General features: G+C 65.3%; 22 protein-coding genes. 9 read left to right on the top strand and 13 right to left on the bottom strand.

The features are described 5' to 3' along the window. The first annotated feature begins 48 nt into the window (after positions 1 to 48). The 5 genes from LZ005_RS07540 (at position 49) to phaP (ending at position 5,358) form a co-directional block, all read left to right on the top strand. Complete coding sequence (locus LZ005_RS07540) at positions 49 to 246, top strand: heavy-metal-associated domain-containing protein (RefSeq protein ID WP_237806288.1); 198 nt, start codon at positions 49 to 51, stop codon at positions 244 to 246. Beyond that, entirely contained in the window at positions 243 to 1,538 is a 1,296-nt protein-coding gene (locus tag LZ005_RS07545) for a TolC family protein (protein WP_237806289.1), read from the top strand. Before LZ005_RS07540 ends, LZ005_RS07545 begins: the two co-directional genes overlap by 4 nt. A gap of 7 nt (positions 1,539 to 1,545) precedes the next feature. Next, positions 1,546 to 2,901, top strand: coding sequence for a multicopper oxidase family protein (locus tag LZ005_RS07550; protein ID WP_237806291.1), 1,356 nt, complete (start codon positions 1,546 to 1,548; stop codon positions 2,899 to 2,901). 66 nt (positions 2,902 to 2,967) lie between these two features. Further along, positions 2,968 to 4,821 carry an ATP-binding protein gene (locus LZ005_RS07555; protein WP_237806293.1) on the top strand — a complete coding sequence of 618 codons (1,854 nt, stop codon included), beginning with the start codon at positions 2,968 to 2,970 and terminating at the stop codon, positions 4,819 to 4,821. A gap of 9 nt (positions 4,822 to 4,830) precedes the next feature. Continuing rightward, positions 4,831 to 5,358, top strand: coding sequence for a TIGR01841 family phasin (phaP, locus tag LZ005_RS07560; protein WP_237806295.1), 528 nt, complete (start codon positions 4,831 to 4,833; stop codon positions 5,356 to 5,358). Here phaP and LZ005_RS07565 read toward each other — a convergent pair whose 3' ends face one another. From LZ005_RS07565 to LZ005_RS07590, 6 genes are all read right to left on the bottom strand, one after another. Beyond that, positions 5,359 to 6,174, bottom strand: coding sequence for a type VI secretion system ImpA family N-terminal domain-containing protein (locus LZ005_RS07565; protein WP_237806297.1), 816 nt, complete (start codon positions 6,172 to 6,174; stop codon positions 5,359 to 5,361). A 10-nt stretch (positions 6,175 to 6,184) separates the two neighbouring features. Then, a complete protein-coding gene (gene tssH, locus LZ005_RS07570) occupies positions 6,185 to 8,797 on the bottom strand; it encodes a type VI secretion system ATPase TssH (RefSeq protein WP_237806299.1) in 2,613 nt (870 codons plus the stop codon). A gap of 74 nt (positions 8,798 to 8,871) precedes the next feature. Further along, positions 8,872 to 9,363 carry a type VI secretion system tube protein Hcp gene (locus LZ005_RS07575; RefSeq protein ID WP_237806301.1) on the bottom strand — a complete coding sequence of 164 codons (492 nt, stop codon included), beginning with the start codon at positions 9,361 to 9,363 and terminating at the stop codon, positions 8,872 to 8,874. A gap of 26 nt (positions 9,364 to 9,389) precedes the next feature. Next, positions 9,390 to 10,874: a type VI secretion system contractile sheath large subunit gene (gene tssC / locus LZ005_RS07580; protein WP_237806303.1), complete on the bottom strand. Its 1,485-nt coding sequence runs from the start codon at positions 10,872 to 10,874 to the stop codon at positions 9,390 to 9,392. Beyond that, positions 10,874 to 11,377 (bottom strand): type VI secretion system contractile sheath small subunit, encoded by a 504-nt coding sequence (gene tssB, locus LZ005_RS07585; protein ID WP_237806305.1) that lies wholly within the window; start codon positions 11,375 to 11,377, stop codon positions 10,874 to 10,876. Before tssB ends, tssC begins: the two co-directional genes overlap by 1 nt. A 10-nt stretch (positions 11,378 to 11,387) precedes the next feature. After that, on the bottom strand, positions 11,388 to 11,966 hold the full coding sequence (locus LZ005_RS07590; protein ID WP_237806307.1) for a tetratricopeptide repeat protein: 579 nt from the start codon (positions 11,964 to 11,966) through the stop codon (positions 11,388 to 11,390). Between the two features lie 169 nt (positions 11,967 to 12,135). Between LZ005_RS07590 and icmH the strand changes: the two genes are divergently transcribed. Then, positions 12,136 to 12,903 (top strand): type IVB secretion system protein IcmH/DotU, encoded by a 768-nt coding sequence (icmH, locus tag LZ005_RS07595; RefSeq protein ID WP_237806309.1) that lies wholly within the window; start codon positions 12,136 to 12,138, stop codon positions 12,901 to 12,903. 3 nt (positions 12,904 to 12,906) lie between these two features. On the opposite strand, the gene LZ005_RS07600 is transcribed toward icmH, so the two are convergent. The 4 genes from LZ005_RS07600 to LZ005_RS07615 are packed head-to-tail and all read right to left on the bottom strand — an operon-like array spanning position 12,907 to position 19,052. Next, positions 12,907 to 13,617 carry an OmpA family protein gene (locus LZ005_RS07600; protein WP_237806311.1) on the bottom strand — a complete coding sequence of 237 codons (711 nt, stop codon included), beginning with the start codon at positions 13,615 to 13,617 and terminating at the stop codon, positions 12,907 to 12,909. Next, positions 13,610 to 14,566, bottom strand: coding sequence for a type VI secretion system-associated protein TagF (tagF, locus tag LZ005_RS07605; protein WP_237806313.1), 957 nt, complete (start codon positions 14,564 to 14,566; stop codon positions 13,610 to 13,612). Before tagF ends, LZ005_RS07600 begins: the two co-directional genes overlap by 8 nt. Next, entirely contained in the window at positions 14,563 to 18,306 is a 3,744-nt protein-coding gene (gene tssM, locus LZ005_RS07610) for a type VI secretion system membrane subunit TssM (protein ID WP_237806315.1), read from the bottom strand. The genes tagF and tssM overlap by 4 nt, the downstream gene beginning before the upstream one ends. A gap of 8 nt (positions 18,307 to 18,314) precedes the next feature. Continuing rightward, positions 18,315 to 19,052 carry a M15 family metallopeptidase gene (locus LZ005_RS07615; protein WP_237806317.1) on the bottom strand — a complete coding sequence of 246 codons (738 nt, stop codon included), beginning with the start codon at positions 19,050 to 19,052 and terminating at the stop codon, positions 18,315 to 18,317. 54 nt (positions 19,053 to 19,106) lie between these two features. Here LZ005_RS07615 and LZ005_RS07620 point away from each other — a divergent pair, with 54 nt between their 5' ends. The 3 genes from LZ005_RS07620 to LZ005_RS07630 are packed head-to-tail and all read left to right on the top strand — an operon-like array spanning position 19,107 to position 23,512. Next, a complete protein-coding gene (locus LZ005_RS07620) occupies positions 19,107 to 19,601 on the top strand; it encodes a hypothetical protein (protein ID WP_237806319.1) in 495 nt (164 codons plus the stop codon). 54 nt (positions 19,602 to 19,655) lie between these two features. Continuing rightward, positions 19,656 to 21,302 carry a VRR-NUC domain-containing protein gene (locus tag LZ005_RS07625; RefSeq protein WP_237806321.1) on the top strand — a complete coding sequence of 549 codons (1,647 nt, stop codon included), beginning with the start codon at positions 19,656 to 19,658 and terminating at the stop codon, positions 21,300 to 21,302. Beyond that, entirely contained in the window at positions 21,284 to 23,512 is a 2,229-nt protein-coding gene (locus tag LZ005_RS07630; protein WP_237806323.1) for an ATP-dependent DNA helicase, read from the top strand. The genes LZ005_RS07625 and LZ005_RS07630 overlap by 19 nt, the downstream gene beginning before the upstream one ends. On the opposite strand, the gene LZ005_RS07635 is transcribed toward LZ005_RS07630, so the two are convergent. The 3 genes from LZ005_RS07635 to LZ005_RS07645 are packed head-to-tail and all read right to left on the bottom strand — an operon-like array spanning position 23,502 to position 26,009. Next, positions 23,502 to 24,224: a LytTR family DNA-binding domain-containing protein gene (locus LZ005_RS07635; RefSeq protein WP_237806325.1), complete on the bottom strand. Its 723-nt coding sequence runs from the start codon at positions 24,222 to 24,224 to the stop codon at positions 23,502 to 23,504. The two genes, LZ005_RS07630 and LZ005_RS07635, sit on opposite strands and share 11 nt — an antisense overlap. After that, a complete protein-coding gene (locus tag LZ005_RS07640; protein WP_237806327.1) occupies positions 24,205 to 25,296 on the bottom strand; it encodes a sensor histidine kinase in 1,092 nt (363 codons plus the stop codon). Before LZ005_RS07640 ends, LZ005_RS07635 begins: the two co-directional genes overlap by 20 nt. Then, positions 25,296 to 26,009 carry a LiaI-LiaF-like domain-containing protein gene (locus LZ005_RS07645; protein WP_237806329.1) on the bottom strand — a complete coding sequence of 238 codons (714 nt, stop codon included), beginning with the start codon at positions 26,007 to 26,009 and terminating at the stop codon, positions 25,296 to 25,298. The genes LZ005_RS07640 and LZ005_RS07645 overlap by 1 nt, the downstream gene beginning before the upstream one ends. Between the last annotated feature and the right edge of the window lie 3 nt (positions 26,010 to 26,012).

The following is a 26,012-nucleotide window of genomic DNA, read 5'->3' on the forward strand; positions in this document are numbered from 1 at the left end:
CCATCGTAGTAAGGTTCATCATAGCGCCTATCGTCACAGGAGGACACCATGCTGAACCTGACTATTCCCGATATGAGCTGCGGCCACTGCGTGCGCACGATCACCGGCGCGATCCAGGCGCTGGACCCGCAGGCCACAGTCAACTGCGACCTGGCCAGCCACACCGTGCAGGTGGAGAGCAGCGCCGACCCCGCGACCATCCAAGCCCGGCTGGCCGACGAAGGCTACCCGGCCAGCGCGGCATGAAGCTGCTGCCGTTTGCCCTCGCCGCCGCCCTGCTGACGGGCTGCGCCAGTTTTTCGGAAGACGGCGGGCGCACCCGCATCGACCAGCTGCGCGCCGAGCGCGGCCTGCCCCAAGCCGCCGCGGCCGATCAGGTCGAGCCCCTGCTGGCCAAGCCGCTCGGTCCCGATGCGGCCGTGCGCATCGCGCTGGCGCGCCACCCGCGCCTGGGCGCCGCCTATGCGGAGCTGGGCATGGCCGAGGCGGAGCTGGTGCAGGCCGGGCGGCTGCCGAATCCCGGTTTCAGCTTCAAGCGCACCAGCAGCCACGGAGATGTGGACATCGAGCGCACGCTGATGCTGCCCCTGTACGCCCTGTTTACCATGGGGCCCGAGCGCGCCATGCAGCAGCAGCGCTTCAGCCAGGCCCAGTTGCGCACCGCCCAGGAAGCCCTGGCCGTGGCGAATGAGGCGCGGCGCGCCTTCTACGGTGCGGTGGCGGCGCAGCAGATGCTGGCCTACGCCGAGCAGGTGAAAGACGCGGCCGACGCCAGCCACGATCTGGCGCAGCGCATGGCCAAGGCGGGCAACTGGAGCGCCTTCCAGCAGGCGCGCCAGCAGGCCTTCTTCGCCGACGCCGTGGCGGCGCTGGCCAAGGCGCGCCAGCAGGCCGTGAGCGAACGCGAACGCCTGACCCGCGCCCTGGGTCTGGACGCCCCGCGCTTTACGCTGCCCGAACGCCTGCCCGATCTGCCGGCGGCGGCGCGCAGCGTGCAGGATGCCGAAGCGACGGCCCTGCGCACCCGCCTCGATATTCTGAGCGCCGAAAACGAAGTGGCGGCCGTGGCGGCCAGCCACCGTCTGATCCAGACCCAGCGCTTTGTGAATGTGCTGGAAGCGGGCCCGGTGCGCGCCAGCGGCGGCAATGGCGTCGAAATCGGGCTCGAGATCCCGCTCTTCGATTTTGGCGACGCCCGCGCCGCGCGCGCCCGCGCCGACTACGAGCGCGCCGTGCTGCAGGCACGCGCCGCGGCCCTGACGGCGCGCTCCGAAGTGCGCGCTGCCCATGCGAGCTACACGGCCAGCTACGACATCGCGCGCCACTACCGCGACGAGATCGTCCCCCTGAAAAAGCGCATCGCCGACGAACAGTTGCTGCGCTATAACGGCATGCTGACCAGCGTGTTCGAACTGCTGGCCGATGCGCGCGAGCAGATTCAGGCCGTCAGCGCCGCCATCGAGGCGCAGCGCGACTTCTGGCTGGCCGACGCGGCCCTCGACCAGGCCCTGGTGGCCGGTTCCCCTTCCAAGGATTGATTCGACCATGGTATCCCGACGCGAATTCCTCGGCGGCGCTGGTGCGGCCGCCATCATCACCTCGATGCCGGAAGCGGCCAGCATGGCGCACGCCGGCACTGTGCCGCCGCCGCTGCCGGCCAACGGCCGCCCCTTCAATCCGGTGGTGACGCTCAATGGCTGGTCCCTGCCCTGGCGCATGAACAAGGGCGTCAAGGAGTTCCACCTGGTGGCCGAGCCGGTCGTGCGCGAACTGGCGCCCGGCATGCAGGCGCGCCTGTGGGGCTACAACGGCCAGTCGCCCGGCCCCACCATCGAAGTGGTGGAAGGCGACCGCGTGCGCGTGTTCGTCACCAACCGCCTGCCCGAAGCGACCAGCGTGCACTGGCACGGCCAGCGCCTGCCGGCCGGGATGGACGGCGTGACCGGCCTGACCCAGCCGCCGATCATGCCGGGTAAAACCTTCGTCTATGAATTCACGGCGCGCCGCGCCGGCACCTTCATGTACCACCCGCATGCGGACGAGATGACCCAGATGGCGATGGGGATGATGGGTCTGTGGATCACCCACCCGAAGGACCCGAAGTTCATGGCCGTGGACCGCGACTTCTGCTTCCTGCTGGCGGCCTACGACATCGAGCCGGGCGCCGCCACGCCGAGCGTGAACACCATGCTCGACTTTAATCTGTGGACCTTCAATAGCCGCGTCTTCCCCGGCATCGACAGCCTGCCCTGCCGCCTCGGCGACAAGGTGCGCATCCGGGTCGGCAACCTGACGATGACGAACCACCCGATCCACATGCACGGGCACGAATTCGTCGTCACCGGCACCGACGGCGGCTGGGTGCCGCCCACGGCCCGCTGGCCCGAGGTGACCACCGATGTCGGCGTCGGCCAGATGCGGGCGATCGAATTCACCGCCACCGAACCCGGAGACTGGTCGCTGCACTGCCATAAGTCGCACCACACGATGAATGCGATGGGCCATGCGGTGCCGACCATGATCGGGGTCGACCAGTCCGAGGCGATGGAAAAGATTGGCAATCTGGTACCGGGCTATATGGCCATGGGCCAGCACGGCATGCACGAGATGGCGACGATGAGCATGCCGCTGCCGCCCAACACGCTGCCGATGATGACGGGCGAAGGCCCGTTCGGCCCGATCGGTATGGGTGGCATGTTCACCACCATCAAAGTGCGCAAGGACCAGAAGCCGGGCGACTACCGCGATCCGGGCTGGTACCAGCCGCCGCCGGGCACCCAGGCCTATGAGTACCAGGGCGACAGCGCCGCCCTGCCCCTGCAGCGCGCGCCGGACACGGCGCCGGCCGGCGACGCCAGCCTGCCGCAGGCCACGCGCAAGCCGCACGCGCACGGCCACTAGGCCCGACTGGCCGGGGCAAGGCGCTTGCGCTACACTAGAGACGACTATCCCTGAGGAGCGTAGGTCATGGTTTACCGCTTCCCGGCACCGCCGCTGCATGCCGCAGCCGACGCCCCCCACGGCGCCGGCGCGGGCTGCGCCGTGCCTGCGCTGCGGATCGACTACCATGCGATGCTCATGGGCTCACCGGACGCGGTGCTGCTGTATGACCTCGACTGCGAGTGTCTGCTGGACGCCAATGTGCACGCCTGCGGCCTGCTCGGCTACACCTTCGAGGCGCTGCGCCAGCTGTCGCTGACCGGCTTGTGCGCGCCGCTGCAGGCCGATTCCCGCCCGGCCGACGACACGGTGCGCGCCATGCTGGCCGATGTCGCGGCCGGCCTGCGCCAGGTGGGCGAACTGCGCCTGCAGCGCCCCGACGGCAGCAGCTTCGACGCCGAGCTGCGCTTCGTGCAGCTGCCCATCAGCGAACGGCGCCTGCTACATCTGCGCATCCTCGACATCACCCACGGCAAACGCACCGAGCATCTGCGCGCGGGCGAGGCGCGCCTGCTCGAAATGGTGGCGCGCGGGGCCGACCTGCAGGCCACGCTCGACAGCCTGCTGGTCCTGATCGAAGAACTCGCGCCCGGCGTGCTGTGCTCGATTCTGATGCTGGACGAAGACGGCGTGCATGTGCGTCCCGCTTCGGGCCCGAATCTGCCCAAGGCATATATGGACGCCCTCGACGGCGTGCCGATCGGCCCGGTGGCCGGGTCCTGCGGCACCGCCATGTACCGCAATGCCACGGTCATCGTCTCCGACATCGAACACGATCCGCTGTGGGCCGACTACAAGGCTCTGGCCCTGGCTTACGGCCTGCGCGCCTGCTGGTCCACGCCGATCAGCGTCGAGCATGGCCAGGTGCTCGGCTCCTTCGCCATGTACTACCGCAGCGTGCGCAGTCCGGGGCCGGAGGAGTTCCGCCTGATCGAGGTCGCGACCCATCTGGCCGGCATCGCCATCGAGCGGATCCGGCGCGAGCGCGAGCTGGCGCGCCACCGCGAAAAGCTGCAGGAGATGGTCGATGCGCGCACCGCCGCGCTCACGCAGGCGAACGCCGAACTGGCCCAGGCCAACGAGACGCTGCGCTCGGCCCAGGCGGAACTGGTCCGGCGCGACAAGCTGGCCGCGCTCGGCACGCTGGTGGCGGGCATGTCGCACGAACTGAATACCCCGATCGGCAATAGTCTGGTGGCGGCCACCACCCTGAGCAGCCGCGCCGACACGCTGGAACAGGCGCTGGCCCAGGGCATCCGCCGCTCGACGCTGGAGGCCTACATCACCGATACGCGCATGGCGGCCGAACTGGTCACGCGCAATCTGCTGCGCGCGGCCGAACTGGTGGCCAACTTCAAGCAGCTGGCGGTGGACCAGGACAGCGCCCAGCGGCGCGAATTTTCGGCCACGCGTCTGCTGCGCGACGTGCTGCAGTCGCTCAAACCGCGCGCCGAGGAGCGCGGCATCCACGTGCACAGCCAGATCGAAGACGGCCTCGAGATGGACAGCTATCCGGGCCCGCTGCTGCAGGTGCTGTCTAACCTGTTCGACAACTGCCTCGTGCACGCCTTCCCGGCCGGCGCGGCCGGGCATATCCGCATCACGGCGGCCAGCGCGCCGCATGGCGCCATCATGCTGACGGTGGTGGACGACGGGGCCGGCATCCCGCCCGAACTCCAGCACCAGGTATTCGATCCCTTCTTCACCACGCGCATGGCCGGCGGCTCGCTTGGACTGGGCCTGCACCTGGTGTATAACATCGTCGACGGCCTGCTGGGCGGCGACATCGCCCTGTCCAGCGCCCCTGGCGAGGGCACAACGGTGCGTCTGCGCTTGCCGCGCGTGGCGCCCCAATCCAATAACGACGCAGCACCTGCATAAGGAGACCGCATGTTCACCAGTCCCGAACAGTTCGCCAACGCCACCAAGACCCTGTTTGAACTGCAGATGATGACCTTTAACGCCCTGGCGCAAAAGACCATTCAGGGTGTCGAACAAGTGGTGGCCCTGAACGTGGCCACGGCCCAGAGTGCGATGAAGGACGCGATGGAGGCCAGCAAAGAGCTGGGCCGCGCGCCGAGCGCGCAGGCGGCCCTGACCGCAATGGCCAATCTGCCGCCCGGTATGCAGAACACCAAGGAATACGCGGAGCAGCTGACCGCCATCATCCTGCAGATGAAAGACGAATTCGAGCAGGCCGCCGACGCCCACCTGAAGGAATCGAAGAACAGCCTGTCGGCCCTGATCTACGACGTGACCCAGCATGTGAAGCCGGGTTCGAAGGACGCCGTGCAGATCGTGAAGGCCGCCATCGACAATGCCTTCCGCGGCTACGAGGAAGTGACCCGGGCCACGCGCGAGGCGGTGAAAATGGTCGAAGCCCAGATCGAAGCGGCGGCGGCCAAGGTCAAGGTGTAATCATCCATCGGCGCGCGGCCCCAGGCCGAGCGTCTCCTCCAGCTGGGCCAGCGTGGCGTGGTCTTTGATCACGCTGCGCAGCCATTGCTCCAGATTCTGCTCGCCCCAGGCGGCCGCACGCTCGGCCAGCAAAGCCACGGGGCTGTGCGGTTCATTCGCGCGGAACCAGGCGGCCACACTGCGCAGCTGGGCGATGGCCTGCGCGCGCGTCTGCAGCGCGCCGCCGTTTGCGGGCGCGTCGCCGGCCGGCGCGCTGTCCGGCTGATTTTCGCAAGGCGCGGGAAAACGTTCGAGCGCCGTCATGGCCGGGCTGAAGCTCGGACCATCGGCGCCCAGGCGCAGGTCGACCGCGGCTTCCAGTTCACGCAGCGCGTTCGCCAGTTCACCCGGCTGCTGCTGCTGCGCGATCCATTGCGGCAGCTGCGCGGCCAGCCAGCACAGGTTGCCGATCCGGCGTTCCGGTCCGGCTTCGTCGGGCAGCGGATGCAGGCCCTCCCAGTAGTGCTGGCACAGACGCGCGATCAGCCGCAGGCTATCGGCCAGGGCCGCCGTGTCGCCCTGGTGCGCGTGGGCTTCGGCCAGCCAGACGGCCAGTTGCAGGTCCTTGCTGCGGCTGGACAGCAGCTCGCTGCAGCGCGCGGCCACCAGCGGCCAGTCGGCCTCCTTCAGGTCGCTGACCCAGGCGCCTTGATCGAGCGTCGGATCGTCCGCCTGGCGCGCCCGCGCAATGGCGTCCAGCTCCGCCGAAAAACTCAGGTCTTCGCCGCAGGGCGTGTTCGGGTGGATCGGGTCGAGCAGGCGTGGCAGATCGAGCATGCTGGTCTCCTCAGGCCTGGTCGACGCGCAGCTGCAGGCTGCCGTCGGCGGCGGCCGTGGCCTGCACCGACAGAATTTCGCGCCCTTCCCCGAGCGCCGTCAGCACGGTATCGGCCAGCGTCGGCAGCAGATGGCGCGCCAACAGCGCATCGACATGGCGCGCGCCCGCCTCGGGCTGGTCGCAGCGGGCGAGAATGGCGTCGACCACGGCGCCATCGTAGTGGAAGCTGGCGCGCTGTTGCTGCAGCAGGCGCTGGCCGATGCGATCGAGCTTGAGGCGGACCACGGCGGCCAGGCTTTCCTCGGCCAGCGGATAAAAAGGCAGCACGCTCATGCGCCCGAGCAGGGCCGGCTTGAAGGCCTGGGCCAGCAGCGGACGCACCAGGGCCTCCAGTTCGGCCGGACTCGGTGTGGCGGTTGCGCAGGCGGCCATAATCTGGGCGGCGCCGAGATTGCAGGTCGCGATCAGGATGGTGTTGCGAAAGTCGATGCTGCGGCCCTCGGCGTCATCGAGGCGGCCCTTGTCGAACACCTGGTAGAACAGCTCGCGCACGTCGGCATGGGCCTTTTCGAATTCGTCGAGCAGCACCACGCTGTAGGGCTGGCGGCGCACGGCCTCGGTCAGCACACCGCCTTCGCCAAAGCCGACATAGCCCGGCGGCGATCCCTTGAGGGCGGAGACGCTGTGCGCCTCCTGGAACTCGCTCATATTGATGGTGATGAGTTTGCGCTCGCCGCCATACAGCAGTTCGGCCAGAGCCAGCGCCGTTTCGGTCTTGCCGACGCCGGAGGGACCGGCAAACAGGAATACGGCCTGCGGCTTGGCCGGATCGTCGAGGCGGGCGCGCGCGCAGCGGATGCGCTGGGCGATGGCGCCGGCCACGTGCGGCTGGCCGACCACGCGCGCCGCCAGCAAGTCTCCGAGTGTGGCCAGCACGGCCAGATCGTCCTTCAGCATGCGGCCGAGCGGAATGCCGGTCCAGCCGGCGACGACGGCGGCGACGGCGGCGCCGTCCACCTGGGCGGGCACCAGCGGCGATTCGCCCTGCAGGCTGGCCAGCTGCAGCTGCAGGTCGCGCAGTTCGGCGCGGATGCGCGTGTCGCTGCTGCCCTCGGCGGCGGCGCGGATCTCCTGCACCTGGGCGCACAGGGCGCGCTCGTCCTGCCAGCGCTGCTCCAGTTCCGCCAGGCGCGCGCTGAGATCGGCGCGTTCGGCGCGCAGGCTGTCGATCTGCAGACCCTGTGGCAGGCCGGCGGCCGCGTCGCGCTCCAGCGCTGCCAGCCGCGCCGCATTCGCGGCCAGCTGGCTATGCAGGCTCTCGATGGCCGCCGGCTGGGCCGACTGGCCGAGTGCGACGCGGGCGCAGGCCGTATCGAGCACGCCGATGGCCTTATCGGGCAGCTGGCGCTCGCTCAGGTAGCGGTGCGAGAGGCGCACGGCCTGCACCACCGCTTCATCCAGAATGCGCACGCCGAAGTGGCGCTCCATCGGCGCGGCCAGCGCGCGCAGCATGGCGCAGGCGTTTTCTTCGTCCGGCTCCTCCACCTTGACGACCTGGAAGCGGCGCGCCAGCGCGGCGTCTTTCTCGAAGTAGCGCTTGTATTCGGCCCAGGTGGTGGCGGCGATGGTGCGCAGGCTGCCGCGCGCCAGCGCGGGCTTGAGCAGGTTGGCCGCGTCGTTCTGACCGGCCGCACCGCCAGCGCCGACCAGGGTATGCGCCTCGTCGATGAACAGGATGATCGGATGCGGACTGGCCTGCACTTCATCGATGACGGCCTGCAGACGGCTCTCAAATTCGCCTTTGACGCTGGCGCCGGCCTGCAGCAGGCCCAGATCGAGCACGTGGATGGCGACCTGCTTGAGCGCCGCGGGCAGATCGCCGCTGGCGATGCGCAGGGCCAGGCCTTCCACCACGGCGGTCTTGCCGACACCCGCTTCGCCGGTCAGGATCGGATTGTTCTGGCGCCGGCGCAGCAGAATGTCGATGGTCTGGCGAATCTCGGCCGATCGCCCGATCACCGGATCGAGTTCGCCGGCGCGGGCGCGCGCGGTCAGGTCGGTGGTGTAGCGCTCCAGCGCCGGCGTGGCGCGCGCCATCGGAATTGGCGCACCGGGCGCGTCATCGGGCGGGGGCGCGCTGCCTGCCTCCTGCGACCCGGCGGTGAGCTTGTCGAAATCGTGCTTGAGACGGTCGCGCGGGATGCGCGCAAATGCGCCCGACGCGCGCTGGGCCAATTGCGACAGCGCCGGATCATTCAGCAGTGCCAGCAGCAGATGGCCGCTGCGGATGCGCGCCGGCTGCAGCGGCGTGAGCGAGGCGATCAGCCAGGCCTGTTCGAACAGCTGCGGCAGATGGCGCGAAAAAACGGGGGTGCGGGTGGCCCCGCTGGCAAAGCCTTTCAGCTCGGCGCGCAGGTCGCTCTCCAGCCGCGTGAGGCTGATGTCGCAATGGCGCAGAATGCAGGCGACATCGCTGGCCGGCTGCTCGAGCAGGGCCAGGAACAGGTGCTCGACATCGACTTCGAACTGGCCCAGACCGAGACAGAGGTTGGCGGCGCGGGCGGCGGCAGTGCGCGTGGTGTCATTGAATTTGCTGACCAGGGTTTTCAGATTGAGGTCCATATCGGTATCCGGGCAAGAAAAAGCCCCGCGCAGGACGGGCTAGGACCGCGCGGGGCCAGGAGGGTGGGTGTGGCTCAGACGATGCGGTTGCTGGCCAGGTCCCAGCCGCCGGAGGTGTTGCCACCGGCGCCGCCACCGATCTTCTGCTGCGTGTACTTCCACTTCACCTTGGAGAACTTCAGGCCCAGGCTTTCCTGCAGGATGTCGCCCTCGCCTACGGTCGGGTTGACCTCACCGATCAGCACATTTTCGAGCTCGATCTCGAAGTACTTGATGCGCTCGCCCTGGCCGTCGGCGCGCATGAACTCGAGCTTGGCGCGCGGGATGGTCTTGCCGGACGAGCAGGTCTGCAGCAGGATCGGCGTGGCCAGGTCGGCCATCTTGGTGATCACGATTTCACTGTGCTCGCAGCGCTCGGCCGTGTGGCCGCCGCTGGTCGAGGCCGTGGCCGAACGCGGCTGCGACACGCTCCAGTGCACGGACTGGCATTCGATCCAGTCGCGATGCCGGTCATCGGCCGACTCGCCCTTGATGCCATCGATTTGCAGGTAGACGTCTATTGCCATTCTTAACTCCTTGTGAGGTGGAAGGATCAGGCTTTGGTCGATTGCGGCAACTCCGCGACCAAACGGAGGGACACCGACAGCTCATCGAGCTGGAAATGCGGACGCAGAAAGGACACGGCGCGGTAGACGCCCGGCTTGCCCGGCACCTCGCTGACCTGGACCGTGGCCTCGCGCAGCGGAAACTGGGCCTTCTGGTCCTGGCTGGCGTTGTCGTCCAGCAGGACGTACTTGGTCAGCCAACGGTTCAGATAGTCCTCCACGCCCGAGGCCGCCGCGAAGCTGCCGATCTTGTCGCGCATCATGGCCTTCATGTAATGGGCGATGCGCGAGACGGCGAAGATGTATTGCAACTGCGACGAGAGCGTGGCGTTGGCATTGGCCGCGTCGTTGTTGTAGCGCTTGGCGCGCTGGGCCGACTGGGCGCCGAAGAAGGCGGCGTAACTGGTGTTCTTGCAGTGCACGAGCGGAATGAAACCGAGGTCGGACAGCTCCTTCTCGCGCCGGTCGGTGATCGCCAGTTCGGTCGGGCATTTGAGGGCGATATCGCCGTCATCGGTCTTGAAGGTGTGGGTCGGCAGGTCGTCGACCAGGCCGCCGCCCTCGACGCCGCGAATCGCCGCGCACCAGCCGAAGTGGTCGAAGGCGCGCGCGAGGTTGGCGCCGAAGGCATAGGCGGCGTTGCACCACAGGTATTTCTGGTGGTCGCTACCGTCCACGTCCTCCACGAAATTGAAGCCTTCGACCGTGGTGCCATCGACCGGATTGAACGGCAGACGGCCCAGAAAACGCGGCAGGCACAGACCGACATAGCGCGCGTCCTCGGTGTCGCGAAAGGCCTTCCACTTGGCGTACTCGATGGTATCGAAGACCTTGGCCAGATCGCGCGGCTTGCCGAGGTCGCCAAAGCTGTCGAGACCGAACAGTTCGGGCGCGGCGGCCGTGAGGAAAGGTGCGTGCGCGGCGGCGGCCACATGGGCCATCTGCTCGAGGAAATACATGTCCTCGGGCTGGCGTGTGATGGCGAAGTCGCCGATCAGGGCGCCGTAGGGGGCGCCGCCGAAGGTGCCGAACTCTTCCTCGTAGATCTTCTTGAAGATCGTGCTCTGGTCGAACTCGATGGCCGACTGGAAATCCTTCACCAGTTCACGCTTGGTGACGTTGAGCAGACGGACCTGCACGCCCTTGCCCGAGGCGGCGTTGCGCACCAGATAATGCAGGCCGGTCCAGGAGCGTTCGCGCTGCTGGAACTCGGGCGCATGCATGATGGCCGAGAGCTGGGCCGAGATCACCTGGTCCAGCTCGGCGATGCGGGCGTCGATCGTGGCCGACAGATTGCTCGACATGACGACGGTGCCGGCCATGACCTGGCGCACGAGCTCGCCGATCAGATCGCGCGCACGCGCATGCTCGCTGGCCGAGGCCGCCACGCGGCTCTGGTCGACGATCTGGTCCAACAAGTCGGCCTCGTGCGCCGGGGCGCTTGGCGCAATAGCTTCCATCAATGCGGACATCAGCAGTCCTCCTCGGTCTGGGTGGCAGCCTGCAGTTGCTGCAACTGTTCGGTATTGCTGAGCACGTCGCTGAGCAGGTCTTCGAGCTTGTCGTTGCCGGCCAGCTTGTTGCGCAGGTCGGCCAGGCGCGTGCGTGCTTCGAGCAGATTGCGCAGCGGGCTCACCTGCTGGACGATCGATTCCGGGCGAAAGTCCTGCATCGCCTGAAACTGCAGCTGGACACCGAACTCGCCGCCCTGCCCGTCGATCAGATTGGGCACCTTGAAACTGGCTTCCGGCGCGACCGAGGCCAGCACCTCGTCGAAGTTGCCGCTATCCACGGCCACGAAGCTGCGCTCCTTCAGGCGCTTCTTGCTGCTGCCGCCAAAGTCGCCGACGACGCCGACGACGAAGGGCAGCTCCTTGTTCTCGATCACGTCGCCCACTTCCACGTCGTAGGTCATCTGCACACGCGGGGCGCGCACGCGCTGCAGGCGCTTTTGCACACTTTCGTTCTTAGCCATGCTCATCCTTTCACTTGAGGGCGCCAAACGGATCACTGGCGTTTTTATTGCCCAGGCCTGGCTTGCTCCTGAGCGTGGTGACCGGGCCCGGCTTGGTGCGCGCGCCTGCATTGGCCGGCACCAGCTCCGCTTCGCCCAGACTCGTACGCAAGAGCTTGGCCAGCTCCTGGGCCTCGTTGCGGACGTTGCCGGCCAGGTTGTTGCGCATCGACAGCTCGGCCAGGGCACTGCTGGCGGCGCGCAGACCGCTGACGGCGACGATGCTGTGCGCCACCTTGTTCTCGGCGTCACGCTGCAGCACCTGCTGGGCTTCGCTGATGGCCTCGCCGTACTCACCCCGGTCGAAGCTGCCTTGGGCCAGGCTCAGCCAGGCTTGCTTGTCGGCTGGGTAGGCGGCAGCGGCCTTGTGCAGCAAGGCGCGTGCCTTGTCGACCTGACCGGCGCGGCCGGCGGCATCGGCCTCGGCCAGGATGGTGTCGAGCGGGGCGGCGATGGGCGGCGCCTCGATGCTGGTCTTGGCCACCGGCGGCGCCGAACAGGCCGCCAGGAGCAGCACTCCCAGCAGGGGCAGGACATGGAACTGCTTCATGCGGGCCTCCTCTTGTCTCGTGGAAATGAAGACCATTATTGGCGTCGCGAAACTTGTTGAATTGCGCGCTGTCAAGCAATCGTGGCGGCGTGAAAGACTTGCGTCGGCGCATGATCGATTCGTGACGGAAATGTTCGAATGAGGCATCGTCATCACCGAGGAGAGCGCCATGGCCAGCCAGCAACGCCGTATCGACCGCCGTACCACGCCTGAACCGAGCACCGGCGCCCTGCCCCAGCCCAGCCTCGCCGATCTGATGGCCGATGGCTTCCAGGCGATGCTGCTGCTGCAGCGCGGCTGCGGTCCGCGTCCCGAGACCGACCTGGCCGAACAGCTCATCCGCTTCCTCGGTCAGGTCGACAGCCGCGCGCGCCAGCTGGCCATGCCGCATGAGGATGTGCAGGACGCCAAATATGCGTACTGCGCGGCGCTCGACGAGATCGTGCTCGGCTCGACTTTTTCGATTCGCCAGCAATGGGAGACACGGCCACTGCAGCTGCGCCTGTTCGGTGATCAGCTGGCGGGCGAGCATTTCTTCAACAAGCTGGAAAACTGGCGCGCGCGCGGCAGCGCCCACGTGGGCGTGCTCGAAGTCTTCCACCTGTGCCTGCTATTGGGCTTTCGCGGCAAGTACGCGCTGGATGAGGACGGCAAATTGCATGCCCTGCGTCTGCGCTTGGGCGAGGAGATCACGCGCATGCAGGGCAAGGCGCCCGCCTTCGCGCCCCATGCCGAGCGGCCCGACCGCATCGCCTACGAACTGCACAGTGAGCGTTCGCTGGTGATCGCCTGCGCCGTGATGCTGCTGGCCAGCGCGGCCGTGTTTGGCCTGCTGCGCTGGCAGTTGCACCGGCAGACGGTGGCCGTGCTCGGCAAGCCGGAAGTGCTGATCAGCATGCCCGCCCGGCCCGCCAATTTCACGGTCCACCTGCCCTGAGCTTCACAGCACGTGGAACTCGATGCGCCGGTTGCGGGCCCGGCCATCGGGCGTGGCATTGTCGGCGACCGGCCGGTCCGGCCCCTCGCCACTGACGCTGATGCTGGCCGGATCGACACCCTTGGCCACCACATAGTCACGCACGGCCATGGCCCGCGCATGGCTGAGCGCAAGATTGCCCGCGCGCGCGCCGGCATTGTCCGTATGGCCGATGATGGCGACGCGCTTGCCCTTGACCTTGAGCAGGGCCTCGGCCATCTGATCGAGCAGGCGCCGGCCCGGCTCGGTCAGGCTGGCCTTGCCCGACTCAAACTCGACGATACGCTCGGCCAGGGCCGCATCCAGCACGGCCTGCTCACCGGCTACCACACGCAACTTGTGGCTGACCGTGTAATTCGGGCTGAGCGCCGCGCTCAGTTCGCTCAGCACCTGCTGCCGCTGCGCTTCCGACGCGACCTCGCCGGCGATGCTGACGCGGTAACCCTCCACCGTCAGTGTGCCTTTGTGAACCAGCTTCAGATGGGGACCCAGCAGGCGCTGCATCTGCTGGTCCCAGCTGGCGGGCATGCTGACTTTGCCACTACTGGTGTCGTCGCGCACCTCGACAAATTGACTGCGCAGGCGTGCGACCAGCGCGGCGCGGGTGGCTTCGTCCGGCATGGTGCCGCTGATGCTGACGGCCTCGGCCGCGAATGCGATGAGCAGGCTAAGCATGGACGTCCCTCTTCAGGAAGGTGTGCAGAAACAGTTCGCGCGCCAGCCCAAGTGGCAGACGCGGCTGGGCCAGGAAAGCGGCCAGCTGGCGCGCCTCGAGTGCGCTGCCGAGGGCCGCATCCAGCCAGCCCAGCTCATGAAAGCGGACCTGGATCATGGCACCGGCCAAAGGGTCCATCGCACCGAGCAGGCTGCTGGCGGAGGCGCCGTGGAAGTCCAGCAGCAACACAGGGCGGCCGTCAAAGCGCGTGTAGAGCTGCAAGAGTTCAACATCGGTGCCGGCAATGAAGGGTTCCAGCAGGCTGAGCCAGAACCACGCCGCCTGACTCCGCTCAGGCCAGGCATCGGGCATCGGCAGGACCAGCGCCTTGCCCAGACAGGCGGGCGCATCAGGCCGGTCCGCCAGCGGCTGCAGCAGCAGACCCAGGGCCACAATCAGGCGCGGCAGGTCTGGCATGTCGAGGCTGGCCGCCAGGGCCTCCAGGGTCCAGTCCGCCGTGGGGACGGGGTGCGCAGGCGCGACACTCTGGCTGCACAGATGCTGCAGGCGGGTGGCGGGATTGGCCGCCGCGATCAGTTCGCTGACCTGTGGCGGCATGGCTTGCCAGAACGGGCTGAAATGCACGGCTGACTCGGCTACTGCCCCCGCGTCTGCCGTGCCCTCGTGCAATTGCAGAACAACGAAGGGGAAGCGGCGCCCGGCCTGATCGCGGCTGGCCTGGAAATGCCCGGCGATCGCATGCCGCCGGCGCGGGCCGACAAAGGCAAAGTCGGTCGGCGGCAAGGCGTCGTAGATGAGCTTCCAGCGCGGATTGGCTTGCAGGCTCTGCAGCGTAGCGGCAAGCCACTGGTCGATTGCCTGAACCACGCCCTGGCCGGGCGCCGCGCCGACAAAGTCCCCGCGCGAAGGGAGCTTGCCAAAGTAGGTCAGACGGGTGTCGGTAGTCATGGCGTCCCCGCGACGTTCTGCACAGCGGTGCCGGCCACAGCATCCGGCAGGCGGAGGCCAAGGAAGCCTTTGCTGTCCGACGCACTGGCCTCGCTATTGCTGATCACCTTGAGGTCGACATTGACGATCGCGCCCTGGCGCTGCCATTGCAGCCCGAACACGCCATTGTCCTTGCGCGTGCGTACCGCCGCGTCGATCATGCGTTTGAGCCCGAATTCACCCGCCTCATTCAAAATCTCCACACTGCGGCCATCGCTTGTCTGGGCCAGAATCCGCGCACCCGGCACACCTTGCGCGCCCGGATGGACCATGCTGGTCCAGGCCGCCTGGCCACCCTTGTACTGCAGTTGCTGCCCATCGATCTCGAGCGTGAAGCTGCTCACTCCCGGCGAGGGCTGGGGCAGCATCTGAAACACCGTCGTCGGCGTACTCGGCGCCGCAATGCCATGGTTGGACAGCGGCGCCAGCCAGCCAGGAAAGCCCTGCTGCGCCAGCGGCGAAAGCTGAATGCCCATCTCGGCCCAGGTGCGCGGCGAAAGCTGGTCACCCCGCCTGACGACGAGCGAGGCCATGCTGGCGCCGACGAATTTCGCAATCGCACCGTCGGGCCCGAACACCTGCCCGATCTCAGCCGAGCTCGCCTCAAGCGTGGCCTTGGGCGCGAACGGGTATTTGCTGGCCAGATTGCGCTCAAATGGCTGCAGCACCTGGGCCTGCCATATCTTGTTGAGCTCCGCTTCGCTTGGTCCGAGCAGCATGGCAAAGGTCTGCATCAGCGGCCGCACGAGCAGCGGGCGCAGACTCTGCTTTTGTCCGTCCTGCAGGCCGCTCAGCATTTGCTCATCCACGTACTTGAGCGCGTCCGCCAACTCGGAACCGCTGCCGTCGAGCGTCTGCTGCATCAGCTGACGCGCGCCAGGCCCCGGGTCGCCCTGGTTCTTCAGCTGGTTCAGGCGCGCGCGCAGCCTGGCCAGGCTATCGAGATAGCCAGACAGCAGCGAAGCCTCCTTGTCCAGCGGACTGACCAGACGCGCCACACCGGCGAACTCGCGCGCCACGCTGCCCGACTGCGCATCGGCACGCGCACCCAGCTCCATGGCGGCATCCACGCCGGTGCGCAGTTCGGGCCGCACCACCAGGTCTTTGAACCAGGCCCACAGGCTACGCTCGAGCTTCGCCTTGTCCGCTGACACGGCGGCAGGCTGATCCCAGCGTGTCTGCTCGGCCACTGCACGCAGCACACGCGCGATCGGCGAGGCCTGCGGCTCGGCCAGGCGGTTGATCGCACTGACGCTCGCCTCGAAGGTGCGCATGTCCGCCACCGAGACACCCTGAAGAAAGGCCTTCCATTCGCGGATGTAGTCGGCTTTGTAGCGCTCGCTCAGGTTTTTTTGGATTTGCTCGGGGCTGCCCTCCAGACTCAAGTCATTATGGTTCACGGTCTTGAGAACCCAATCCGTGCTCTGCAAATCTTTACCGGCCGCCTCCTTGATGGCGGCGGCCACATAGCCCTGCCACGCGGCCCGTGTGAAAGCACCGGCCACGACGGCACTGCCGGTGAGCAGCCCACGGTCCTGCTCGCCAAGCAGGCTCGCGACGCTCACCGATGGAAAGCGCGTCCCGGCGCGCGCCTTGATATCGGCATACACGCGGTCAATGGCCGGCCGCCCCTGTGCCACCCGGCGCAGGCTATCGCGCGCCTGATCGACCAGGGCCAGTTTTGCCGCCACACGCGGCCACTGCGCGTCGTCCGCATGGCTGGCCACATAGCCAACCACGCGCTCGGCGATACGTATCATCTGCTCGCGCGGCATGCTGCCGCGGTTAGCCTCGAGCCAGCCGCGCCAGAAGCGGGTGAGCTGGTCCGTCAGATGCCCAGCCTCGGCCCGCGCCGGATCGGCCAGCATCAGGTAAGCCTTGAGCGCGTTGTAGCAATCCTCGGCCGAGGCTGCGGACGCGCTTGCATAGGTTTCGTCACGCTTACGCTCCGCTGGCGCCGCGCTGCCCAGGCGCTCGGGATTGCTGCTCATTTCGGTCAGCAGCGCCTCGATCTGCGCCACCACCGGATCGAGCATGATCGTGCGAACCCCGTCGTAATAGGCGCGGCGCAAGCCCTTGTCCACCTCCTCTCCTTGATAGAGCCCGAAGCTCAGCGCCAACGGACGCGCCCGGCGGTAGTCGGCCAGCTGGTCGATACGGTCCTGCAGCAGTTCGAGAGCCTCGAGCCGGGCTTGCAGATCGCTGCGCTGCGCCTGCCATTGGCGCAGCTTGCCCAGGTCTGCGCGCACGCCAGCCAGAAAGGCGCGGTTGCCCATGTAAGACCAGCTCCAGACGCCCAGACCGGAGCCGAACCCCAGGGTGACCAAGGCCAAAACAGCCAGACGCATGCGCATGCGGGCCGGACTGCGATAGCGACGCACGAGCTCACGATCCGCGAAGATCACCTCGCGAAACAGGCGGCGCAGGAACATCCCGCCCGTTTTAGCTGTGACCGGGGCACTCGCCACAAAGTTCAATCCAAAGCGCTCGGCGACGGCGCGCTGCTGGCCGGGCTGGGCCTGGCCCTCCTGCAGCGCACTGGTCACGTAGAAGCCGCGGAAGATGGGCCTGAACTGGTAGGCATTTTCGTCGAACAGAATCGACAGGAAGCTGTGCAGCGAGGCCCGCAAGGCGGCGAATTCATCCGGAAAGCTGAACACACCCGGCGCCTGCGCCGGCCCCTTGCGCGCGCTGATATTGGCCACCCGCATGGCCTTCAGACCCTGGCACAGCAGATCGAATTCCTGATCGAAGAAAGCGAGCACATCGCCGCCGCTGCGGCGCCGGTTGTAGCGCAGGGTCGCTCCCCAAATGCGCTCGCGCTCGGCTGGCTCAAGATCCTGAAAGAAGTCCACAAAGCCGGGGATCAGGTCGGCCTTGGTGAACAGCACGTAGACCGGCGCGTGCACCGACAAGCGTTCGGTCAGCTCCTGCACGCGCGAGCGCAGGGCCTTGGCGAGGTCGGTCGCGGCCTGCGGCTGGCCCTGCCCGAGCTCGGCCAGACTGGCCGCAATCAGGATGCCGTTGATCGGCGCCTGCGGGCGCTGCTTCTTCAGCAGGTCCAGAAACGTGAACCATTCACGCCGGTCGCTGTCTGACACCGCATAACGCCCCGCTGTGTCAAGGAGGATGCCTTCGGTCGTAAAAAACCAATCGCAATTGCGTGTCCCGCCCACACCCTGCAGGGCTTTGCTGTCCGTGATCGGAAAGTGCAGGCCCGAATGCGCGATGGCACTGCTTTTGCCCGCCGCCGGATTCCCGATGATCATGAACCACGGCAGGTCATACAAGGCCGCCGCCCCGCGCGACAGGCCGAGACGCGAGGTCTTAATGGTGTCGACGGCATCGAGCACCTGTTTGCGCAGGGCCTCGTGTTCGGCCGCGCCCTTGTCCACGGTTGCGGCAGGCGCCATGGCGGCGCGCAGCCGCATGCCGCGCTGGCGTCGCCACACGTAGCGCGCACCAAACACCACCAACACCAGGATAAGGAGGACCAGCAGCGCCGCGATCCCCGTCAACAGCCAGAGTCGCCAGGTCTCGTCCGCCAGAACATAGGCGAGCACGAGTGCGGTAAGCACGATGCCGCCGAGCACGCGGCCGTCTGTGCAGAATTGCCAAAATCGACGCATGATGTGCAGGAAGTGGACGATGGGAAAGCCATCCTCGCATCCATTCCAATTGGCAAGCTTGATTGCAAGCAAGCGTCTGCTCAGCGCGTCGGCCGCCGCAGTTCGGTGTGGCCCAGGTCGGCCATTGCCCAACGTCCACCCCAGGTCAGGCCGGCCGCCTCGGCCAGTGCGCCGAACAGCTGATAGCCGCGCGCCGCCCAGGGATCACGCTCGGAAATCACCAATTTCCCATCACGAATAAACGCACTATCGCCTGCCAGGCCAAACTGGTGGTAACTCTGAAAGGCCCGCGCATTGGTGACCTGCGGCCCCAGGCTGGCCAGGCGGTTCTGGCGTTCCGCGCTGCGATAGCCCTCGATCAAGGTCATGTCATAGCCGTAGCGTTCGTGCATCCATCGGAACACCAGCAAGAGGCGCTGGCGATAGTCAGCGTCGAGCTGCGTCCAATTCCGGCTGGCCTCGCCGAGCAGCGGGCGGATGGCCTCGACCTCGCGCGTGGTAAAGATGTCGGGCGGCAGCGGTACCGGCGGCACAAGCTGCTCGCCGCGCAGCAGTTCCAGTACCAGTGGGTCGGGCGCGCCGGCCCGCTCTTCGGGTTCCGGCAGGCTGCCCTCGCCGCCCAGCCACAGCGCCAGGGCCAGCGGCAACATCAGCAAGGCGATGCCCGCCGCCAGCTGCCAGGGGTGGCGCCGAATAAAGCGTATCGGTGTTTTCAGGCGCAATTGCAGGCGCCACAGTCCCGTCTCAGCCGGAAAGGCCATGCTCCATAGCAGGGCGGCCAGGATGAAAAAGACGAGGAATGCGACGCAGATCAGCATGGCGGAGAGGGAAAGCGCTCTAATCGGGGCATGCCCATCTTAGGAATTGCAGCCGTGCAAGAGCCCGAGAAAAATCAAGCCACGCGCATAACGCCCAGTCTGCTCGATCAGGCGCCGCATCAACACGCCGACGCACCCATCCTTGCCCAGCTGGATGGACTGCCCGCGCGCCGCCCCATCCGGCGGCACTGGCGTCCGTGGGCGTGGACCGGCGCCCTGCTTCTGCTGGCGACGGGAATCCTCGCGCTCAGCCTGTTCGACCGGCCCGACCCGCCTGTCCAACAAGTCATGGCAGAGCCGCCTCCGGTTCTGCACGCGGCGCCGCTTCCGGCTCCGGTCTTGATCGAAGCACCCGATGTCGCGCCGCTGCCGCTGCCGCCGGTCACCGTCGCCGCCATACCTCAGCCCGCGCCGACCGTCCGTCCGGCGCCACCACGCCGCCCGCTCGTTCCGGTACGCAAGCCAGTCGCCAGTGATCCAGACGAGGCCTTACTTGCCGCCATTGTGCGGCGCACGCAAACACCGCCCGCCTCCACGCCCAAGCCCTGATCACGTCTGCGCAGCTTCGGTTATACTGTATAAATGCACAGCAATGAGCCGCGCATGCAAGCCACCATCGACAATCCTTTCTACTATCTGGACAATTTTCACCAAGTCCTCGATTGGATTGGCGCACGCTATGCCGACCTGCTCACGCCGGAGGAATCGGACTTCCTCGTGTGTTTTCGCGCCCTGCCCCAGCCTGCACAAGCCCTGTTTGTGCGCATGGTGATGCGCAAGGGGGAGCATTTTCGAGCCTCCAAACTCAGTTATGCGGAAATCGGCAATACCCTCGATGCAGCCCGCCCGCTGATCGGCGCGGGCTTGCTCGAGCAGGACCCGGCAATTGACTTGGACACCCTGTTTCAATTGCTAGGCAAGCCAGAGATCATCAGCATTTTTGGCCTCAATGGTCATGAGCGTCAGGCCCGCAAGGCCGATCAGCTCGAGGCACTGCGCAGCCAATATCCGGATGCCCGCCGTTTTTCTGACTGGTGCCGCGGCAGTAGCGATACCGTGCTGCGCATCTGCGTGCAGGCCCTCTGCGATCGTCTGCGTCTTATCTTTTTTGGCAATGCCTACCAAGACTGGTCCGAATTCGTGCTGTCCGACCTGGGCATTTTCAAATACGAGCGCGTCGAATTCAGCCCCGCCTCACGCGGCTTCCGCAATCGCGATGACATCGACGCCTATCTCGCCATCCAGGCACTGAAGGACCGTTTTTTCGCCGGCGAGGACCCGGCCGATCTGCTCGGACAAGTGCCGCCGCCGCATCCGGAAAACGAATGGCTGCGCAGCCGGCGCGAAAAGCTGGTATTTCAGATCGGTCAGCAACTGGAAAAGCTCCAGCAATGGCAGGCAGCCTATGCCGCCTATGCGCAGACGCGCTATCCCGGGGCGCGCGCACGTGCCGTGCGTGTGCTGGAAAAAGACGCGCAATATGGTGCGGCACACCGGCTGCTGGAATCCGCCCTGGCTGCACCGGAAAGCGAAACCGAAATTCAGCACCTGCAGCGGATTGCGCCGCGTCTGCAACGCAAGCTTGGTCTGCAAAAATCCGCCAAAGCCAATGCCAGGGACGCCGACACGCTGGAACTTTGCCTACCCCAGCCCGAGGACTTCTGGTGTGTGGAGGAGACGGTACGCTTGCATCTGCATTCCGACGAGGCGCCGGCCTTTTATGTCGAGAATGCCCTGATCAATGGCCTGTTTGGCCTGCTGTGCTGGCCCGCCATTTTCAGTGCGATTCCGGGCGCATTCTTCCACCCTTTCCACCGCGGCCCCGTCGATCTGCATAGCGGCGATTTTCATGGCCGCCGCGCGCATTTGTTTGAGGCCTGCTTTCAACAATTGGACGATGGCCGCTACCGCGATACCATCCTCGCCACCTTCCGAGACAAGCATGGCACGCAATCGCCATTTCTGATCTGGGACGCGCTGAATGAAGCCTTGATCGACATGGCACTCGACTGCATTCCGGTTGAGCATCTACGCAAATGGTTTGAACGCATGCTATTCGATCTGAAGGCCAATCGCACCGGCTTTCCCGATCTCATACAGTTCTGGCCAAGCGAAAAACGCTACCGGATGGTGGAAGTCAAAGGTCCAGGCGACCGCCTGCAGGACAACCAGCTGCGCTGGATTGCATATTGTGCAGAGCACGCGATGCCCGTCACTGTCTGTTATTTGCAATGGCAGAACCCTACCTGATTTCGGTGCGCGGCCTGTGCGAATTCGCGGCAAAACACGGCGACCTCGATACCCGCTTTACCCCGTCACCCACTGGTCAGGAAGGCATGGCGGGGCATGCCGAAGTCCAGGCACGCCGTGCACCGGGCTGCGAATGCGAGGTCAAACTGCAGGCCGCATTTGGCCCGCTGCTGGTGCGCGGCAGGGCCGATGCTTATGACCCTTCCCGCAATCTGCTGGAAGAAATCAAAACCCATCGCAGTGAATTGAGCACGCTGCCCGAGAATCAGCGCGCGCTGCACTGGGCGCAAGCGCGCGTATATGGGCATATGCTGTGCCTCGAACGCGGCTTAAAGCAAATTGAGCTCGCCATCGTGTATTTCGATATCGGCAGCCGCCAGGAAACCGCCGTGACGGAGACGCGCAGCGCCGAAGAACTGGCCGATTTTTTTACTTCGCTCTGTACGCGCTTCTTGGTGTGGGCAGAACAGGAAATGGCGCATCAACAGGCGCGCAATGCGGCCTTGAATGCGCTCGCCTTCCCATTCGCCCAATTCCGTCCCGGCCAGCGCAAATTCGCCGAGGCCGTGTATGCCAGTTGTCTGAAGCGGCAATCGCTGATGGCGCAGGCGCCGACCGGTATCGGCAAAACCTTGGCCTGCCTGTTCCCGAGCCTGAAGGCCATGGGAAAAAGTCTGATCGACCGTAGCTTCTATCTCGCTGCAAAAACCTCGGGGCGGCAATTGGCGCTCGATGCCTTACATCGCGCCTTGCCAAAGCAGCCGGTGCGCGTGCTGGAATTGGTTGCGCGCGATAAGGCCTGCGTTCATCCGGACAAAACCTGCCACGGCGAGTCCTGCCCGCTCGCCAAAGGCTTTTATGATCGCCTGCCCGCCGCACGTACCGAAGCCGCGCAGCAGAGCATGCTCGATCAGGACTGCATCGCGACCATCGCGCAGCGCCATTCGGTATGCCCCTATTACCTGTCGAGCGAAATGGCACGCTGGGCCGATGTGATCATCGGCGATTACAACTACTACTTCGACTATGGCGGCATGCTGTATGGCCTGACGCTGGAAAACCAATGGCAAGTGCAGGTATTGGTCGATGAAGCGCACAATCTGCTGCCGCGTGCACGCGCCATGTATTCTGCCGCGCTGCGCAAAGGCGCGCTGGCCGGGGCGCGCAAATTGGCGCCCGCGCCAATCAAGAAGCGTCTTTCAGCCATCAATCGCTTTTGGCGGCAGGCGCCGCAGGACGACTATGTGGTGCTGCAGGAGGTACCGAAAGACCTGATCGCCGATGTGCAGAGTCTCATTTCAAGCGTCACCGAAACGCTGGCGCAAGCCCCGCTGGCACTCGATTCCGCCATGCTCGATGTCTATTTCGATGCCATCCAATTCGCGCGTCTCGCCGAGGAATTTGGCCCCCACGCCATTTGCGATATCAGCGATGGCGAGACTATCTGCATCCGCAATATTGTCCCGGCGCCCTATCTGAAGCCACGGCTTTCGGCTGCGCGGTCGGCCGTTTTGTTTTCGGCCACGCTCAGTCCCTGGCATTTTGTCAGCGACAGTCTCGGTATGCCTGAAACGGCAGGCTGCATCGATATTCCGTCACCGTTCAACAGCGGCCAGCTTGAAGTGCAATTGGCTGCGCATATTTCGACCCGTTACAAGGAGCGGCAGGCCAGCGTGCCTGCCATTGTGGCGCTGATGGCCAATGGCTATCGGGCGCAGCCCGGCAATTATCTGGCCTTTTTCAGCAGCTTTGATTATCTGGAGCAGGTCTACCTGGCATTCCAGAACGCGCACCCGGACATCCCCGTCTTTCGGCAGACGCGCGCCATGCCGGAGGCGGAGCGCGCCGCCTTTGTCGGCCGCTTTCAGCCGGATGCCCGGGGGATTGGCTTTGCGGTACTCGGCGGCGCCTTCAGCGAGGGTATTGATCTACCAGGCGCGCGCCTGATTGGCGCATGGATTGCCAGTCTGGGTCTGCCGCAATTTAATCCGGTGAATGAGCAATTCCGCCAACGCATGGACGCCCTGTTTGGCGCCGGTTACGACTACACCTATCTCTATCCGGGCCTGCAAAAAGTGGTGCAAGCAGCCGGGCGCGTAATTCGCAGTGAAGGCGATCGCGGCATGGTCTGCCTGATCGATGACCGTTTCGCCCAGCCGGATGTGCGCGCCCTACTCCCCCAATGGTGGCAGCCACGCCTTATTGAATGATGGCGCGCAGCTTCTGATAACCGCTGCGGCTGATCGGCAGTTTGGCCCCATCCTTCAAAATGGCTTGATGGCTGTCTTTGGCATACTGCTCGATGCGCTCCATCGCCTCCAGATTGAGGATGTAGGAGCGATGAACGCGCACAAATCGGGCAGGATCGAGCTGGGTTTCGAGTTCCGACAAGCGCTGGTTCTTCAGATAGTCCTTGCCTTCGGAACGGATCTGCACATAATCGTCCTGCGCTTCGATATAGCTGATGCGTTCCGCCGGAATGACGTGTACCCGGCTGCCATCGCGAATCACAATGCGCTCGAGACTCTTATGCGCGTTCGCTTCTTGCGCCAGTGCCTGGACATTGACCGGCGCAATCCGCTCGCGCGCCTGTTGCAGGGCCGCCTGAAAGCGCTGTTCGCTAAATGGCTTGAGCAAATAGTCGATCGCGTGGATGTCAAAGGCCTTCAGCGCATACTGATCGTAAGCCGTGACAAAAATATAGCGCGTGCGGTTGCCGGCCAATTCTGCCACTTCAAAGCCATCGAGCTTAGGCATCTGGATATCAAGAAAAACCAGATCGGGCTCCAGTTCGGTGATCGCCTTAACGGCCTCGAAGCCATTGGCGCATTCCGCCAGAATGTCGATATCCGGCTGCTTGCGCAGGAATTCGCGCACGACCATGCGCGCCAACTCTTCGTCATCAACGATGATTACCCGCATGGGCGTCCTCTCCCTCCAAAACCGGCACAGTCAATTCGACCCGGAATACCTGATCCTGCGCGCCCCAGAATACGCTCGCTTCGGTGCCGTATTCGGTCTGCAGGCGTTGACGCACATTGGCAAGGCCAATGCCATTCCCCGGTGCGGCGCTTGCGCCATCGGGGTCGATCTCGTTTTCCACGGCCATGCGCAACAGGCTGCCCTGACGCGCGATACGAATGCGGATACAACCGCCCGCCGTCATCTGGCCAATGCCGTGTTTGACCGCGTTTTCGACCAGCGGCTGCAAAATCATCGGCGGCACCAGGCAGGCCAGCGCCGCTTCTTCCACCTCGTTCTGCACTTGCAGGCGGCTGCCAAAACGCACCTGTTCAATCGCCAGAAAATGGCCAATCAGGCGCATTTCCGTATCGATGCTCACCTTTTTATGGGCATCCAGACGCAAGCTCATACGGAAAAAATCCGATAGCTGCAAAGTCATCTCACGGGCGCGGGCGGCGTCGAACGCAGTCAGCGCGCTGATGGAATTGAGGCTATTGAAAAGGAAATGCGGATCGATCTGGGTGCGCAGCATGCGCAATTCGGCATCCTGGGCCATCAGGCGGGATTCGAATTCCCGCCTTTCGGCCTGGCGCGCCCGCTCGAATTCACGCACCAGATAATGGGCGAGGCCAGTCAGGCCATACAAGGCCATGCCCAGACCGAATACCAGCCCGCGCAGAAAAGGCGTCCATTCAAGCCCTGCCCACTCCACGCCGAAGGATTGCAGCAAAGCGTTCCAGGCGAGGCAAATGCCGCCCCAGATACTGGCGGCCACGATCGCCGCCAGCACAAATACACCGATGATCTGCCAGGCGCTGCGCTCACCGAGCGGATAGGCGCGGCACAAATAGAAAGCCGAAAACCCGGCACCGAAAGCGAAGATTTCGGTGACCGGGACGGCAAACACCAGTGCGTTCGTCCACGCGGCATTGGTTGAGGCCACGATCAGGCCCGCCAGCGACATGCCTGTCAATAGCCAGACCAGCAGATACAGCGCAGCACCGCGCCGCGAGGACATCAGCCCATTCATCAGTTGCGCACTTCCACACCACCCATGATGGCGTAACCCTGAATGACGAGGCGTTTGGATTGATTCGGCGGCGTTGCGGTCTTTTCGTCAAAGCCGCCCAGAATCGGGGTGCCATTCATCACCAGCGTCCAATCGGGCGGAATACGCAGCGAGATACCGCCGCAGACGGCAAACACATTGATCACCGCTTCGCTTTCAATCGAGGCATTGCGCAGGTCGATATCGCAGCCGCCCATAATCGCGGTCAGCTCGCCGCCTTTGAATTGCTGCGACAGAATGCGGCGCTTGAACCCACCGAGAATGGCCGTAGCTTCGACCGTGTCGCTATCGCGCTCAGGGGCCGGGGCAAGGCCATCGGCACCCTGCTCGATATTGCGGCGATTGAGCATGGCACGCGCGACCACCGAAATGCCGAGCAAAATCATCACCACCGGCCACAGCGTATGCCAGCCCAGGTAATAGAAGCCAAGACGATTGAGCGTCATGATCACGCCGATCAGCACCAGCATCCCGCCCAGGAACAAACCGCCGGGGGTGCGCGTATCGTAAATCTTCAGCAGACCAAACAGAATGAACACGGTCGGCCAGAAGGACAACACGTGACGCACATTCAGAATGTCGAGGTTATCGAGCAGGAACAGCAGGCCAAAGCCGATCGCGAAAATGCCGAGGACGACCTGGCCCGGAAGAGATTTCTGAAAATCGTGTTTCATCGC

This window comes from Massilia sp. TS11 (assembly GCF_022012445.1).
In the GTDB taxonomy this organism is placed as follows: domain Bacteria; phylum Pseudomonadota; class Gammaproteobacteria; order Burkholderiales; family Burkholderiaceae_D; genus Telluria.

Excerpts from the sequence above, each read along its gene's own strand:
- LZ005_RS07540 (WP_237806288.1), top strand. The coding sequence starts at position 49 with ATGCTGAACCTGACTATTCCCGATATGAGCTGCGGCCACTGCGTGCGC.
- LZ005_RS07545 (WP_237806289.1), top strand. The coding sequence starts at position 243 with ATGAAGCTGCTGCCGTTTGCCCTCGCCGCCGCCCTGCTGACGGGCTGC.
- LZ005_RS07550 (WP_237806291.1), top strand. The coding sequence starts at position 1,546 with ATGGTATCCCGACGCGAATTCCTCGGCGGCGCTGGTGCGGCCGCCATC.
- LZ005_RS07555 (WP_237806293.1), top strand. The coding sequence starts at position 2,968 with ATGGTTTACCGCTTCCCGGCACCGCCGCTGCATGCCGCAGCCGACGCC.
- phaP (WP_237806295.1), top strand. The coding sequence starts at position 4,831 with ATGTTCACCAGTCCCGAACAGTTCGCCAACGCCACCAAGACCCTGTTT.
- LZ005_RS07565 (WP_237806297.1), bottom strand. The coding sequence starts at position 6,174 with ATGCTCGATCTGCCACGCCTGCTCGACCCGATCCACCCGAACACGCCC.
- tssH (WP_237806299.1), bottom strand. The coding sequence starts at position 8,797 with ATGGACCTCAATCTGAAAACCCTGGTCAGCAAATTCAATGACACCACG.
- LZ005_RS07575 (WP_237806301.1), bottom strand. The coding sequence starts at position 9,363 with ATGGCAATAGACGTCTACCTGCAAATCGATGGCATCAAGGGCGAGTCG.
- tssC (WP_237806303.1), bottom strand. The coding sequence starts at position 10,874 with ATGTCCGCATTGATGGAAGCTATTGCGCCAAGCGCCCCGGCGCACGAG.
- tssB (WP_237806305.1), bottom strand. The coding sequence starts at position 11,377 with ATGGCTAAGAACGAAAGTGTGCAAAAGCGCCTGCAGCGCGTGCGCGCC.
- LZ005_RS07590 (WP_237806307.1), bottom strand. The coding sequence starts at position 11,966 with ATGAAGCAGTTCCATGTCCTGCCCCTGCTGGGAGTGCTGCTCCTGGCG.
- icmH (WP_237806309.1), top strand. The coding sequence starts at position 12,136 with ATGGCCAGCCAGCAACGCCGTATCGACCGCCGTACCACGCCTGAACCG.
- LZ005_RS07600 (WP_237806311.1), bottom strand. The coding sequence starts at position 13,617 with ATGCTTAGCCTGCTCATCGCATTCGCGGCCGAGGCCGTCAGCATCAGC.
- tagF (WP_237806313.1), bottom strand. The coding sequence starts at position 14,566 with ATGACTACCGACACCCGTCTGACCTACTTTGGCAAGCTCCCTTCGCGC.
- LZ005_RS07615 (WP_237806317.1), bottom strand. The coding sequence starts at position 19,052 with ATGCTGATCTGCGTCGCATTCCTCGTCTTTTTCATCCTGGCCGCCCTG.
- LZ005_RS07625 (WP_237806321.1), top strand. The coding sequence starts at position 19,656 with ATGCAAGCCACCATCGACAATCCTTTCTACTATCTGGACAATTTTCAC.
- LZ005_RS07630 (WP_237806323.1), top strand. The coding sequence starts at position 21,284 with ATGGCAGAACCCTACCTGATTTCGGTGCGCGGCCTGTGCGAATTCGCG.
- LZ005_RS07635 (WP_237806325.1), bottom strand. The coding sequence starts at position 24,224 with ATGCGGGTAATCATCGTTGATGACGAAGAGTTGGCGCGCATGGTCGTG.
- LZ005_RS07640 (WP_237806327.1), bottom strand. The coding sequence starts at position 25,296 with ATGAATGGGCTGATGTCCTCGCGGCGCGGTGCTGCGCTGTATCTGCTG.
- LZ005_RS07645 (WP_237806329.1), bottom strand. The coding sequence starts at position 26,009 with ATGAAACACGATTTTCAGAAATCTCTTCCGGGCCAGGTCGTCCTCGGC.